Source organism: Actinomadura sp. BRA 177, assembly GCF_013372625.1.
Taxonomy (GTDB): Bacteria; Actinomycetota; Actinomycetes; order Streptosporangiales; family Streptosporangiaceae; genus Spirillospora.
The window spans coordinates 1-14,370 of the sequence record NZ_JABXFD010000291.1; the positions used below are offsets into that span (position 1 = coordinate 1).

General features: G+C 71.9%; 10 protein-coding genes and 1 pseudogene. 8 read left to right on the forward strand and 3 right to left on the reverse strand.

Features of this window, described 5'->3' with window-relative positions:
- From HUX53_RS13615 to HUX53_RS13630, 4 genes are all read left to right on the forward strand, one after another.
- Positions 1-218, forward strand: a 218-nt coding sequence (locus HUX53_RS13615; protein ID WP_176403548.1) for an iron chelate uptake ABC transporter family permease subunit, incomplete at its 5' end; no start/stop codon positions are given.
- Positions 215-1,018 carry an ABC transporter ATP-binding protein gene (locus tag HUX53_RS13620; protein WP_176403549.1) on the forward strand — a complete coding sequence of 268 codons (804 nt, stop codon included), beginning with the start codon at positions 215-217 and terminating at the stop codon, positions 1,016-1,018. The genes HUX53_RS13615 and HUX53_RS13620, both read left to right, overlap by 4 nt.
- Positions 1,019-1,381: 363 nt before the next feature.
- A complete protein-coding gene (locus tag HUX53_RS13625; protein WP_176403550.1) occupies positions 1,382-3,049 on the forward strand; it encodes a transposase in 1,668 nt (555 codons plus the stop codon).
- Complete coding sequence (locus tag HUX53_RS13630; RefSeq protein ID WP_309237202.1) at positions 3,033-6,371, forward strand: amino acid adenylation domain-containing protein; 3,339 nt, start codon at positions 3,033-3,035, stop codon at positions 6,369-6,371. Before HUX53_RS13625 ends, HUX53_RS13630 begins: the two co-directional genes overlap by 17 nt.
- Here the strand turns inward: HUX53_RS13630 and entS are convergent, their stop codons facing one another.
- Entirely contained in the window at positions 6,372-7,619 is a 1,248-nt protein-coding gene (gene entS / locus HUX53_RS13635; protein WP_176403552.1) for an enterobactin transporter EntS, read from the reverse strand.
- Positions 7,620-7,696: 77 nt separating this feature from the next.
- Here entS and panD point away from each other — a divergent pair, with 77 nt between their 5' ends.
- Positions 7,697-8,098 carry an aspartate 1-decarboxylase gene (gene panD / locus HUX53_RS13640; RefSeq protein ID WP_176403553.1) on the forward strand — a complete coding sequence of 134 codons (402 nt, stop codon included), beginning with the start codon at positions 7,697-7,699 and terminating at the stop codon, positions 8,096-8,098.
- Positions 8,095-9,669 (forward strand): AMP-binding protein, encoded by a 1,575-nt coding sequence (locus HUX53_RS13645; protein ID WP_309237203.1) that lies wholly within the window; start codon positions 8,095-8,097, stop codon positions 9,667-9,669. Before panD ends, HUX53_RS13645 begins: the two co-directional genes overlap by 4 nt.
- 21 nt (positions 9,670-9,690) lie before the next feature.
- On the opposite strand, the pseudogene HUX53_RS13650 reads toward HUX53_RS13645, so the two are convergent.
- Together HUX53_RS13650 and HUX53_RS13660 are read right to left on the reverse strand one after the other, a co-directional pair.
- Positions 9,691-11,671: pseudogene (locus tag HUX53_RS13650) on the reverse strand (heavy metal translocating P-type ATPase).
- Positions 11,668-12,042 carry a helix-turn-helix transcriptional regulator gene (locus HUX53_RS13660; protein ID WP_176403555.1) on the reverse strand — a complete coding sequence of 125 codons (375 nt, stop codon included), beginning with the start codon at positions 12,040-12,042 and terminating at the stop codon, positions 11,668-11,670. The pseudogene HUX53_RS13650 and the gene HUX53_RS13660 overlap by 4 nt, the downstream one beginning before the upstream one ends.
- A gap of 121 nt (positions 12,043-12,163) precedes the next feature.
- Here HUX53_RS13660 and HUX53_RS13665 point away from each other — a divergent pair, with 121 nt between their 5' ends.
- Positions 12,164-13,306, forward strand: a complete 1,143-nt coding sequence (locus HUX53_RS13665; protein ID WP_176403556.1) for a serine hydrolase — start codon at positions 12,164-12,166, stop codon at positions 13,304-13,306.
- A gap of 600 nt (positions 13,307-13,906) precedes the next feature.
- Positions 13,907-14,370: MFS transporter (locus HUX53_RS13670; RefSeq protein ID WP_176403557.1), on the forward strand; the 464-nt coding region annotated here is incomplete at its 3' end.

Consider the following 14,370-nt stretch of genomic DNA (forward strand, 5'->3'; position numbering starts at 1 on the left):
GCAGCAGCTGCGCGCCGCAGCTCGCCCGCCGGCTGACCCGCCGTCCCGGCGCGCAGCTGCTGCCCGCCGCGCTGACCGGCGCCGCGCTGCTCGCCTGCAGCGACCTCATCTCGCTCCATCTGCCGGTCGCGGTGCCGGTGGGCGTCGTCACCGGCGTCCTCGGCGGCGTGTACCTGGCCTGGCTGCTGTCCACCACCGGACGAAAGGGGACGACGTGAACCGGTTGCGCGCTGAGAACCTCACGCTCGCCTACGAGAAACGCGTCGTCGCCGAGCGGCTCGGCGTGGAGATACCGGACGGGTCCTTCACCGTCATCGTCGGCCCGAACGCGTGCGGCAAATCCACGCTGCTGCGCGCCCTCGCCCGGCTGCTGCGTCCCCGCGAGGGGACCGTCTACCTGGACGGCGGGCCGATCGCGGCGCTGCCGGCGAAGCGGCTCGCGCGGCGGCTCGGGCTGCTGCCGCAGTCGCCGCTCACCCCGGAGGGCATCACGGTCGGCGACCTCGTCGCGCGCGGCCGCTACCCGCACCAGAGCCTGCTGCGCCAGTGGTCGCGCGAGGACGAGGCCGTGGTGCAGGACGCCATGGCCGCCGTCGGCGTCACCGACCTCGCGGACCGGGTGGTGGACGAGCTGTCCGGCGGTCAGCGCCAGCGGGTCTGGCTCGCGCTCGTGCTGGCCCAGCAGACCGGCATCATGCTGCTGGACGAGCCGACGACCTACCTGGACATCGCCCACCAGATCGAGGTGCTCGACCTGTGCGCGCGGCTCCACGAGGAAGGGCACACGCTCGTCGCCGTGCTGCACGACCTCAACCACGCCTGCCGGTACGCCACCCATCTGATCGCGATGCGCGGCGGCGAGGTACTGGCCGAAGGGCCGCCCGCCGAGATCGTGACGGCCGATCTCGTGGAGCGGGTGTTCGGCCTGCCGTGCCGCGTCATCCCGGACCCGGAGACGGAAACACCCCTGATCGTCCCGGCTGGCCGCCGCCGGGCGTGGACGGTGCCCAGCCGTTGACCGCCGCCCGGCCATTGACAGCGTTTGGATGATAAATTAGGTTAGCCTTACCTAAGTAATTAGGTTGTGTTCTGCCGCCTGACTGTGCTCTTGGATGCCCATTGTCGTGTGCGAGCGCGCTCTGGTCTTAGGGGTGCCGAGGTCTGGGGATTGCTTCCGCTGGGCGGTCGAGTGCGGATCCGTCGCTTTGGGTAGGTCGATTGCATGTTCGAGACCGGTAACATAAAGTGTTCACCATGTCACTCAATGGGCTTGCCTGTGGAGTGGGCGTTGCTCGGTGGCGGCCTGACGCGGACGCTGCCCTGGTATGGCCACCCATTGCATGCGTGCAGGGGCGCAGCCGGGCGCGAGAGGCGGCCAGGCGTGGCTGAACCAGGGTTGCGGCCGATCGATCCGCCGTTCGTCGCGCCGGCCCGGTGCGGGGTGGCGGTCCGGGATCGGCTCAAGGGGCTGACCGCCGAGGACCAGCAAATGCTGCGGTTGATCGGCGGGCATCTTGGGTCGATGGCCTCGGGCGATCTCAAAGCCCGGTGCGCGGATGGGCTGGAGCACGATAACGAGGCGTGGGCGTCCCGCAAGCGGGAGTTGACGCGCGCGTCCTCGGCGCGGTGGGCGGGGGCGATCACCAAGGCCACTCATGACCAGTGGGCGCTGGCCCGCCGCTGCCAGTACGCTCACCTCCAGTCCCTGGAAGCGGGAGTGCAGACCATCGAGCGGCGGTTGTCGCTTGCCGTCGGCGTCAAGGGCACCAAGGGGGCGCCGGGCGGGTACCGGTCCCAGCACGAGTGGTTCGCGAAGTCCCGCCGCCTGCGGGTGCTGCGCGATCGGCTGGAGCGGGAGCGTACCGACTACTCGGCAGGGATTGTGCATGTGGTGCGGGGAGGCAAACGATTGGCCCGCAACCGGCACCACCTCCAAGAGGCCGGGTTGGCCAAGGAGGAGTGGCGTGCGCGGTGGGAGGCGGGACGCTGGTTTCTCCAGGCTGATGGCGAGTCGGGTAAGCGGTGCGGGAACGAGACCATCCGCGTCACCCCCGGCGGCGAAGTATCGATCAGGCTCCCGGCCCCGTTGACGTACCTGGCCAACGCTCCACACAGCCGATATGTGCTGGCCGCCCGCGTCGCCTTCGGGCACCGGGGTACCGAGTGGGCCGACCGGGTGGCGGCGAACCGGGCGGTGGCCTACCGCATCCACCTGGATGCGGCTCGGGGCCGCTGGTACATCACCGCCTCTTGGCAGGCGCCTAAGACCCTGCCGATCCCGCTCGAGGCCGTTCTCGCCGAGGGAGTGATCGGGGTGGACACCAACGCCGATCACCTGGCCGCCTGGCGCCTCGACGTCCACGGCAACCCCATCGGCGTCCCGGGCCGGTTCGGCTACGACCTCACCGGCTCGGCCGATCACCGCGACGCCCAGGTCCGGCACGCACTCACGCGTCTACTGCACTGGGCCAACGCTTGCGGTGTGCGCGCCATCGCGGTCGAAGACCTGGACTTCGCTCGGGAGAAGACGCGAGAGAAACACGGCCGCCGCAAACGATTCCGGAAGCTGATCTCCGGCATGCCGACCGGACGGCTGCGCGCCCGGCTGACCTCGATGGCCGACGCCACCGGCATCGCGATCATCGCCGTCGACCCCGCCTACACCTCCCGATGGGGAGCCCAGCACTGGCAGGGACCCCTCACCAATACGAAACATAAGACGACCCGGCACGATGCGGCGAGCATCGCGATCGGGCGACGCGCCCAAGGGCACCCGGTCCGGCGACGGACGGCACCGCCCCCTGCCCACCGGAGTGATGGGCAGGGGCATCGGACCGTCCAGGCTGAGCCGGGTGCCCGCGGGCGTGAGGGAACCCGCCGCCCCGCCACGGACCGCGCACACGATGCGCGCCGCCGGGCGGGCCATGCAGGACGAACGCGGGGGACCAGCGCATCCAACACCGTTCGGGATGCGCGCAGTACCGGGCGATGGGCCCAAGACCCACTCCTGAACACTGATGAGGGACGGTTCCGTGCTGACCTGGGATGAGCTGCACACCGCGCTGGCCGACGTGCTGGGCGAGCCCGCGGGAGCGGGCGACAACCTCATCGGGCTCGGGATGGACTCGATCCGGCTGATGCAGCTGACCGGCCGGCTGCGCCGCCGCGGCATCGAGGTCCGCTTCGCCGAACTGGCCGAACGTCCCACGCTGGCCGAGTGGTGGGAGCTGCTCGCCGAGAAGGGCCAGGTGGAGACCGCTGCCGGGCCGCCCGTGGTGGAACCGGCAGACATTGAGCCCGAAGATCCCTTCGTTTTGGCGCTGATGCAGCACGCGTACTGGATCGGGCGCGACTCCGGGCAGTCGCTCGGCTCGGTCGCCGCGCACCTGTACGTCGAGCTGGACGGCCGGGCCATTGACCCCGCCCGGTTCGAGGAAGCCGTGCGCGGGCTGGTCCGGCGGCACCCGATGCTGCGGGTCGCGGTGTCGGACGACGGGACGCAGCGGATCCTGCCCGAACGTCCCGGGCCCGTGGTGACCGTCCACGACCTGCGCTCGGGTAATTCTGAAGCGGAGCTGGCGCGGATCCGGGCCGAGATGTCGGAGCAGCGGCTCCCGATCGAGGACGGCCGCGTCTTCGACGCCCGCCTCAGCCTGCTGCCGGACGGCACCGCCCGCCTCCACCTGGACGTCGACATGGTCGCGGCCGACGCGATGAGCTACCGCGTCATGCTCGCCGACCTCGCCGCGCTGTACGAGGGGGAGACCCTCGCGCCGATCCGCTACGGCTACGCCCGCTACCTGGCCGACGATCCCCGGGCGGCCGCTCGCGAGCAGGACCGGCAGTGGTGGGCCGAGCGGCTGGCCGACCTGCCCGGCCCGCCCGAACTGCCCGTCGTCGCCGAGCCGGGCGACCGGGTCGAGCGCAAGCACCACTGGCTGCCTCCGGAGGAGAAGGGCCGGTTCATCGCGCGGGCGCACGCGGAGGGCGTCACCCCGGCGATGGCGCTCGCGGCGGTGTTCGCCGAGGTCATCGGAGCGTGGTCGGCGACGCCGCGGTTCCTGCTGAACCTGCCGCTGTTCCACCGGGAGCCCGTCCACCCGGACGTGGACTCGGTCGTCGGCGACTTCACCGGCTCGATCATGCTGGAAGCCGACCTCACGTCCGACCTCGCCTTCGTTGACCGCGCCCGCGCATTGCAGGCGAACCTGCACACGGCGGGCGCGCACAGCGACTACTCCGGCCTGGAGGTGCTGCGCGACCTGTCACGGCTGCGCGGCGAGCAGGTGCTCGCGCCGATCGTGTACACGAGCGCGCTGAACCTGGGGGAGCTGTTCGGCGAGCGTGTGCGCGAGCACTTCGGGGAGCCGGAGTGGATCATCTCGCAGGGGCCGCAGGTGCTGCTGGACGCGCAGGTGACCGAGGTGTCCGGTGGTCTGCTGCTGAACTGGGACGTCCGCGTCCCGGCGTTCCCGGACGGCGTCGCCGAGGCGATGTTCGACGCGTACACGTCCGCCATCACCCGCCTGGGCGCCCCGGACGCCGACTGGTCGGCGCCGTTGGGAATCGGTGCTCCCGCGTCCCAGCTCCGCGTCCGCCATGCCCTGAACGCGACGCCGGCCCCGCCGCCGCGCACGTTGACGGAAGGCTTCTTCGACCAGGCCCGCCGCCGACCCGACGCCCCGGCCCTGCACTGGGGCGACGACGGCACCCTGACCTACGGCGAACTGGCCTCCCGCGCCCTGCGCATCGCGTCCGAGCTGGTCGCCGACGGCGTGCGCCCGGGAGACCGGGTTTCGATCGAACTCCCAAAGGGCCCGAGCCAGGCCGTCGCGGCCCTGGGCGTGCTGGCCGCCGGTGCCGCCTACGTTCCCATCGGCCCCGAGCAGCCGGAGGCGCGCCGACAGAAGATCCGCGCGAGTGCCGGCGTTGCCGCGTCGCTCACCGCGGAGGGGGACGCGGAGCCGCTGCCGGAACCGGTGGCCGTACGTCCGGATCAGGTCGCCTACGTGCTGTTCACGTCCGGGTCGACCGGGGAGCCGAAGGGTGTCGAGGTGTCGCACGGCGCGGCGATGAACACCATCGGCGACCTGGTCGAGCGGTTCGCGATCGGGGAGGACGACGTCACGTTCGGGGTGTCGGCGCTCGACTTCGACCTGTCGGTGTTCGACCTGTTCGCGCCCTGGACGGTGGGCGGCGCGGTCGTCCTGCCGGACGAGGACGAACGGCGCGACGCCGCCCGCTGGGCCGAACTGGTGCGGCGCTGGTCGGTGACCGTGCTGAACTGCGTCCCGTCCGTGCTGGAGATGCTGCTGCACGCGGGACGCCCGGAGAGCCTGCGGCTCGTCCTGCTGGGCGGCGACTGGGTGGGCACGCACCTGCCCGCGCTGCTGGAGGAGCGCGCGCCCGGCTGCCGGTTCGTGGCGCTCGGCGGGACGACGGAGACGGCGATCCACTCGACGGTGCAGGAGGTCGCGGGCGAGGTGCCGTCCGACTGGCACGCCGTCCCGTACGGGGTGCCGCTGCGCGGGGTCGCGTGCCGGGTCGTGGACGAGCTGGGCCGCGACCGTCCCGACTGGGTGACGGGCGAGCTGTGGATCGGCGGCGCCGGCGTCGCGGACGGTTACGTCGGCGACCCGGCGCGCACCGCCGACCGGTTCGTCGTCCACGAGGGCGTCCGCTGGTACCGGACGGGCGACCTGGCCCGCTACCGCCCGGACGGGACGCTCGAATTCCTCGGCCGCCGCGACCACCAGGTCAAGGTGCGCGGCTTCCGGATCGAGCTCGGCGAGGTCGAGGCCGCGCTGCAGGAGCATCCCGCCGTGGGACGGGCCGTCGCGCTCCTGGCCGACGGCCGCCTGGCCGCCGCCGTCGTGGCGTCCGGCGACCTCGACGCGGTGCTGGCGCACGCCCGCGACCTCCTGCCGCCGCACATGGTCCCCGAACTGCTCGTCCGAGTGGACGAGCTGCCGCTCACCGCGAACGGCAAGGTCGACCGCAAGGCGCTCACCGCACTGGCCGCCGCCGAGAAGGGCGAGGCGTCCTACGCCGCGCCGGAGACGCCCCTGGAGAGGGTGCTGGCGCGGATCGTCGCCGAGGTGCTGGGGAAGGAGCGCGTCGGCGCGGACGCCGACTTCTTCGCCCTCGGCGGCGACTCCGTCCTCGCGACCACGGTGATCGCGCGGCTGCGGGAGGCGCTCGACACGACCGCGCTGCCGGTCCGGGTGCTGTTCGCCGAGCGGACCGTCGCGCGCGTCTGCCGCCGCTTCACCGAGCTGGACGAGGCGCCGGGACGGCTGGAGGCCGTCGCCGCGATCTGGCTGGAGGTCGAGGCGATGACCGAGGAGGAGCTCACCGCTCGCCTCGGCTGATCAGCTCGGTTCGGGCTCCGGGCGCATCGTCGCCGTCCGGAGCCCGGTCAGGGTCAGCGCCAGGGCCAGTGCGAGGACGGCGCTGACCGTCCCGTAGACGACGATCGCGGCGCCCGGCACGAGATACCGGCCGAGTGCCCCGGCTCCCAGCGCCCCGATCGCGCCGCCGCCCGTCTCCTGCGCCGCCCAGAGCGCGTTGACCCGTCCCAGATGCGAGTCGGGCGTATGCGATTGGATCAGCCCGTACCGGAGGATCTCCTCGACCGACTCCACGAACCCGTACACGAACAGGATCGCGACGGCGAGCGCCGGATGAGTGGCCAGCCCCAGGCAGGCGAGCGCCGTGAACCCGGTGACGGACGCGACGAGCAGCGCCAGTCCAGGGGCCTTCGCCGACCCGGCCCAGCCGCTCGTGACGGACGCGAGCACGGCCCCGCACGCCGGCGCGGCGAACAGCAGCCCGACCGTGGTGGCGCCGCCGTCCAGGCTCCGCGTCGCGAATGCGGGCATCAGCACGGGTATTCCTCCCGCCACCATGAACAGCAGCCCGAGCAGCATGAGCGAACCCACGACGCGATGGGACGCGACGAACCGGAACCCGTCCCCGATCGCCTTCAGCGGGTTCGTCTGCGGCTCATCGGCGGCGGCGGGCTTGAGCGGCGGCAGCGCCGTCAGCAACCCGATCGTGCCCACCGTCCCGGCCGCGGCGGCCGCGTAGTTCCAGCCGACCCCGAAGGCCGACACGACGAGCCCACCCAGCGCGGGCGACGCCATCGACCCCAGCCGCACAGTCAGCGCGTTCAGTGCCCCGGCCGCGACCAGCTTGTCCGGCTTCACCAGCGACGGCGTCGCGGCGAGCAGAGCGGTGACGCTGACGCCGGTCGCCAGCCCGTCCCACGCCGCGAGCACGTACAGCGCGGCCAGCGACGGGGACGGCAGGAACGCGTTGAGCGCCAGCAGCACGAATCCGATGCCGGCCGCCGCCCGGGCCCGCAGCATGAGCCGCCGCCGGTCGTACCGGTCGGCGAGGACGCCGCCCCACAGGAACCCGGCGAGCAGCGCGAACCCCTCCGCCGCCGAGACCCCGCCCACCTGCACGGTCGACCCGGTCATGTCGTAGACCTGCACGGGCAGCGCGACCGCGAGCATCCCGATCCCGAAGACCGACACGGTGCGGGCGACGAACACGTTGCGGAACGGCCTGCTGTCGCGCAGGGGACTGATGTCCATGGCCAGTCGCCGGAGCATCCTCGGGGTTCTCCTCTGCCGGTGGAATAGCTAAGGTAAGCCTAGCCTTAGTTGATCGTGGAAAAGGGGACGAACCGGTGCAGCGGACGCTGATGAACGGAAAGATCCACCGCGCGACCGTAACCCAGGCGGACCTGCACTACGTGGGCTCCCTGACGATCGACGCGGACCTCATGGCCGCGGCCGACATCGTCGAGGGCGAGCAGGTCCACGTCGTCGACATCACCAACGGCGCCCGGCTCGTCACCTACGCCATCACCGGCGCGGCGGGCAGCGGTGTCATCGGCATCAACGGCGCCGCCGCGCGCCAGGTGCAGCCCGGCGACATGGTCATCATCATCACCTACGCGTCCGTGGAGGACGCCTCGCGGCACGAGCCGCACGTCGTCCACGTGGACGCCTCGAACCGCATCGTGGCCCTCGGTTCCGACCCGTCCGAGCCGGTCCCCGGCGCGCCCGCGCAGCTGGCGGGGCGGTGACCGTGGACGGCTTCACCCGCTGGCCGGACGACCTCGAAGCGCGCTACAAGGCCGAGGGCTACTGGACGGACCGCCTCCTCGGCGACGTCCTGCGCGGCGACCCCGCCAAAACCGCCCTGATAGCCGGCGAAGACCGCCTCACCTACGCCGAGCTGGACTCCCGAGCCGCCCGCATGGCCGCGGGCTTCCTGTCGCGGGGCCTCCGCCGCGGTGACCGGGTGGTCGTCCAACTCCCCAACACGGCGGGCTTCGTCGTCGCGTTCCTCGCCCTCGTGCGCATCGGTGCCGCTCCCGTCCTTGCCCTCCCCGCGCACCGCGAGAGCGAGATCCGCTACCTCTGCGAGCTGTCCGAGGCCCGCGCCTACATCTGCGCCGACCGGGACGGCGACTTCGACTACCGGACGATGGCCCGCACCCTCCCGGTCGAGCATGTGATCGTGGACGGCGAAGCCGAGGAACTCACCGCCCTGTCGTCACTCGACGCCGACCCGGTGCCGATCGACGGCCCCGCTCCGTCCGACGTGGGCGTCTTCCTCCTCTCGGGCGGCACCACGGGCCTGCCGAAACTGATCCCCCGGACGCACCGCGACTACGTCTACAACCTGGAGGCCAGCGCCGAGGTGTGCGGCTTCACGCCGTCCACCGTCTACCTGGTCGTGCTCCCCGCGGCCCACAATTTCGCGCTCGCCTGCCCCGGCGTCCTGGGCGTCTTCTCGACCGGCGGCACGGTCGTCCTGTCCCCGTCCGGCTCCCCGGACGACGCGTTCCCGCTGATCGAACGGGAACGGGCCACGGTCTGCGCGGTCGTCCCCCCGATCGCGCTCCTCTGGCTGGACGCGGTCACCTGGCAGGACGAGGACATCTCGTCCCTCGAACTCCTCCAGGTGGGCGGCGCCAAGTTCGCCGCCGAACGCGCCGCCGAGGTCCCCGATGTCCTCGGCTGCCAGGTCCAGCAGGTCTTCGGCATGGCCGAGGGGCTCCTCAACTACACCCGCCTGGACGATCCCCGGGACCTGGTCGAGCGGACCCAGGGCCGCCCCCTCTCGCCCGCCGACGAGATCCGCATAGTCGACGAGGACGGCAAGCAGGTGTCCCCAGGCGACGTGGGCGAACTCCTGACCCGGGGCCCGTACACCCTCCGCGGCTACTACCGGGCCCCCGAGCACAACGCCCGCTCCTTCACCCCGGACGGCTACTACCGCACAGGCGATCTCGTCAGGCAGTTGCCCTCCGGCCACCTGATCGTCGAAGGCCGCGAAAAGGACCAGATCAACCGAGGCGGCGACAAGATCTCCGCCGAAGAACTGGAGAATCACCTCCTGGCGCACCCCGCCGTCCACGACGCCGCGGTGGTAGGCGTCCCGGACCCCATGATGGGCGAACGCACCTGCGCCTTTCTCATCATCAGAGAAGACGGGAAGACCCCGACCCTCCCCGAGATCAAAGACTTCCTCCGCACCCGCGGGCTGGCCGCCTACAAGTTCCCCGACCGCCTGGAAACGGCCGACACCTTCCCCCGCACCCCGGTAGGCAAGATCAGCAAGAAGGCCCTGGCCTCCCGCGTCCAATGAGCCCCCGGGCCGCCCGGCCGGTTATGCCCCGTACCGGGCGGTCTGCGGACGCAGGTCGAGTTTGCGCAGCAACTGGGCGTTGAGGGCGACCACGACCGTGGACAGGGACATCAGGATCGCGCCGACCGACATCGGCAGGACGAACCCGACCGGCGCGAGCACCCCGGCGGCGAGCGGCACGGAGAGCAGGTTGTATCCGGTGGCCCACCACAGGTTCTGCTTCATCTTGCGGTAACTGGCCCGGGACAGGTCGATGACCGACAGCACCGAACGCGGGTCGTCGCCGGCCAGGATGACCCCGGCGGAACCGATCGCGACGTCGGTGCCGGCGCCGATGGCGACACCGACGTCGGCCTGGGCCAGCGCGGGAGCGTCGTTGACGCCGTCGCCGACCATGGCCACGCGCCGGCCCTCGTCCTGCAGCGCCTTGACGGTGGCGGCCTTGTCCTCGGGGCGGACGCCCGCGTAGACCCGGTCGATGCCCAGTTCGGCGCCGACCGACTCGGCGACCGCCCGCGCGTCCCCGGTGATCATGATGACCTCGACGCCCCGCTCGTGCAGCGCGTCGACGGCCCGCCGGGACTCCGGGCGGATCTCGTCGGCCAGCTTCAGCGCGCCGATCACCCGCCCGTCGCGGAGCACGTGCAGGATGATCGCCCCGTCGGCGCGCTAGCGGTCGGCCACCTCCAGTTCCCGCTGCCGCTCCTCGGCCAGCAGATGCGGCCCGCCGACCCGGACCCGCCGGCCGGCGACGGTCGCGGTGACGCCGAGGGCGGGCGACGAACTGAAGTCGGCGGCCCGCGGAACGTCGAGGCTCCGCTCACCGGCCGCGCGGACGATCGCCTTCGCCAGCGGATGCTCGCTGTCGGTCTCGGCCGCGGCGGCGAGCGCGAGCACCTCGTCGGCGGTGCGCCCCGCAGCCGGTTCGACCTGGAGCACGGTCGGCTCGCCCCTGGTCAGCGTGCCGGTCTTGTCGAACAGCACGGCGCCGACGGTGCGCATGCTCTCCAGCGCCAGCCGGTCCTTGACCAGCACCCCGCCCCGGGCGGCGCGCTCGGTGGCGATGGACACCACCAGCGGGATCGCCAGGCCGAGAGCGTGCGGGCACGCGATGACCAGCACGGTGATGGTGCGGGTGACCGCGTCGTCGGGGTGGCCGAGCAGCAGCGCCCAGGCCAGCACGGTGATCACGGCCGCGCCGAGCGCGAACCAGAACAGCCACCCGGCGGCGGTGTCGGCCAGCCGCTGCGCCCGGGACGAGGAGTTCTGCGCCTGCGACACCAGCCGCTGGATACCGGCCAGCGCGGTGTCCTCGCCGGTCGCGGTGATCTCGATCCGCAGCCCCGAGTTGGTCGCCACGGTCCCGGCCACGACCTTGTCCCCGGCCCCGCGGCGGACGGTGCGGGACTCGCCGGTGACCATCGACTCGTCCATCTCGGCCGCGCCGTCGACGATCCGCCCGTCCGCCGGCACGCCGCCGCCCGGCCGCACCAGCACGACGTCGCCCACCCGCAGCAGGCCCGGGTGCACGGTGACGATCTCCTCGCCGTCCAGGCGCTCGGCCTCGTCGGGGAGCAGCGCGGCCAGCGAGTCCAGGGCCGAGATGGTCTGCGCGAGCGAGCGCATCTCGATCCAGTGCCCGAGCAGCATGATGACGACCAGCAGCGCCAGCTCCCACCAGAAGTCCAGGTGCTCGCCCAGGACGCCCAGGCTGGCGCCCCACGACGCGACTAACGCCACGGTGATCGCGAGCGAGATCAGCAGCATCATCCCGGGCCGCCGGGACCGCACCTCGCCGGCGCAGCGAACATGCCGGAGAAGGCCACCACCGGCACGGCCAGCACCAGCATCACCAGAACAGCCGCCGGAACTGCCCGGCGTGGTCCCCGTGCCCGCCGTGCCCCGCGTGATCGCCGTGCCCGGCGTGCCCGGCCGCCGGATGCCCGGAGTGATCGCCGTGACCGGCGTGGTCGACGACGGCTCCCTGATGACGGTCGCTCATGATCGCGCCTCCCGCTCCGAGATGGTCAGCAACTCGCGCAGGCAGTGCTCCAGCAGCTGCCTGGGAAAGCCGTCGGCCAAGCGGTAGTTGACGACCCGGCCGGCACGGCGGGTCTGCACCAGCCCCGCGCCGCGCAGCTGCTTGAGCGCGTAGGAGGACTGGTCCATCGAGATGTCCAGCGCCAGCGCCAGATCACCGACGCACAGCTCCTCGACCGACACCAGCACGAACAGGATGCGCAGGCGCGTCTGATCGGACAGCAGCGCGAGCAGCGCCCCGAGCCGCTCCGCCTCGGCGCCGCCCAGCCCGGCGGCGTGCGCCCGCTCGACCCCTGCGCTGTCGACCGGATGAAGATGCGACGATGCTCCCATATCCGTACGATCGCACGATCGTACGGATATATCAAGCTCGGTGCTCCCCGCTGAGGAGGAGGGCGTGGATGGCTCATCCGGGGGATGTGCGGTCGGTGCGCTGATCCTTAACGTGGCGGCCATGATCAGAAGAAACGTGATGTTCGGACATGTCGCGGTGGGAGTCGCGGCGGTGGCGGTGGCGGCTTCGGCCGTCCCGGCGGGCGCGTCCACCGGGCACGGCCGGCTGCGGCCGGTGGTGGAGCGGCTCACCGGGCCGGGCGGATCCCCCGGCGCGCTCGCGCAGGTCGACGGCCGGCACGGCCGCCACGTGGCCACGAGCGGCGTCGCCGACATACGGACGGGCGCGCCGGTGGACCCCCGCAGCTGCTTCCGGATCGGCAGCCTGACCAAGCCGTTCACCGCCACCGTGGTGCTCCAGCTCGTCGGCGAAGGATGGATCGAGCTGGACGCGCCGGTCGAGCGGTACCTGCCGGGCGTGGTGCGCGGCGCCGACAACGACGGCCGGGAGATCACCGTCCGCCAGCTGCTCCAGCACACCAGCGGCCTGCCGGACGTCCTGGACTACCTGTCGCCGCTGGACATCCTCAACGACCCGCTCCGGCACTGGGACGCGCGGGAACTGGTGGACATCGCCCTGCCGCATCCCCGTGAGTTCACCCCCGGCAAGGGCTGGGGCTACTCCAACACCAACTACCTGCTGGCCGGAATGATCATCGAGAAGGTGACCGGGCATTCCTACGGCCACGAGATCAAGCGGCGCGTCATCGTCCCGCTCGGGCTGCACGACACGTTCGTGCCGACCGACGCCCCCGGCATCCCCGGGCCGCACCCCCGCGGCTACGTGCGCCCGGAGTCCGACCTGGTGGACATCACCCGCCTCAACCCGACCGTCGCCGGAGCCGCCGGCGGGATGATCTCCAGCGCGTCCGACCTCGACCGGTTCCTGGCGGCCCTGCTGCGCGGACGCCTGCTCAAGCCGCCGCAGCTGCGCGAGATGCTGCACGCCCGCCCCACGGGACGCGCGTCAGGGTCCGAGTACGGCCTGGGGCTGCAGTGGCTCCCCGCCGGGGACCGTCCCGGCTGCCCGCACGGCTTCTGGGGCCACGACGGCGACATGCTCGGCTTCAGCGTCCGGACGGGCGCCACCGTGGACGGCAGGCAGGCCACCGTCATGGTCAACCTCAATCCTGGCGGCGGACCGTCCCTTGACGAGGCCATGGACGACGCCCTGCCGACGGCTCTGTGCGGCCCCGCCCGCTGAGCCGGTGACCACCTGTGGCCGACGCCGGCCGGGCGTGCCGGCTCGCCGCGGCACCCGGACGGGGACTCCGTGCGGGTGCGCCGCGCGATTGTGCCTCCACAACGGCCGTCCGATGGGCCGGTACATGGTCCAATTCGGTCGGGCGAAAGGGGGACCCAGCGGAGCCGTCCGGTAACACTGTGCGTTCCGCGTGCGTCCCAATGTGTTGCACGCATTATGCACGCGTGTCCGGGCGTGTCAATGGCCCAATGCGATCGTATTAGGTGAACTTTGTTCGGGTTGAAGATCGCGTATCGCGGAACTGTGGATCTATCCGCATCGCTCGTTTAGACTGCACCAAGATCGTGTTCGGGCGTCTTCGCCGGCGTGGCGCCCGAAATCGATGACCGTGCGGAAATTTACAGTTTCACCAATCCGGGGGTTCGTGATGTGCGTTCGTGTGCGGTTTTCCGGAAGCCTTGGTGCGCTCTTGCGCCCGAGACCGCAGAGATCTTCCACACGTTACCGTGAATTGCTGGGGAGCGCCTGCGCGGCCCCGATTCCATGGGGAATGCGGTAACTCGCCTGGTCTCCTCGAAATAGTGGAGCCGGCTGCTCACGATGAAGTCTCCCAGCACCGCACGAGCATTGGCCGCCGATGTCCCGGCCGGACCCCGTCCGCCGTTTCCCCGCCTGTGGCTGGCCTCGCTCTTCCTCGTCACGATCGGCATGTGGATCGGGCTGCTCGGGCCCGTGCAGATCCTGCTGCCGACCCAGGTGGCGTCGCTGGACGCGGCGGACAAGGTGCTCGCGCTCGGCCTCGTGACGGGGCTCGCCGCCGTCGCCGCCGTGGTCTCGGCGCCCCTCACGGGCCTGCTGTCGGACCGCACCGCGTGGCGGTTCGGGCGCCGGCGCTCCTGGGTCGCGGTCTGCGCGGCGCTCTGCGCGTCCGCGCTCTTCGCGCTGCCGTGGCAGTCGTCGGTGATCGCCGTGGGCGCCTGCTGGATCGTGGTGCACGCCAGCGTGAACGGCATGCACGCCGCACTGTGCGCGGCGCTCGCCGACCGCGTCCCGGAGAGCCGGCG

What these genes read in the sequence shown, in the direction of transcription:
- entS (WP_176403552.1), bottom strand. Translation starts at nt 7,619, where the DNA reads ATGCTCCGGCGACTGGCCATGGACATCAGTCCCCTGCGCGACAGCAGG.
- HUX53_RS13660 (WP_176403555.1), bottom strand. Translation starts at nt 12,042, where the DNA reads ATGGGAGCATCGTCGCATCTTCATCCGGTCGACAGCGCAGGGGTCGAG.
- HUX53_RS13665 (WP_176403556.1), top strand. Translation starts at nt 12,164, where the DNA reads ATGATCAGAAGAAACGTGATGTTCGGACATGTCGCGGTGGGAGTCGCG.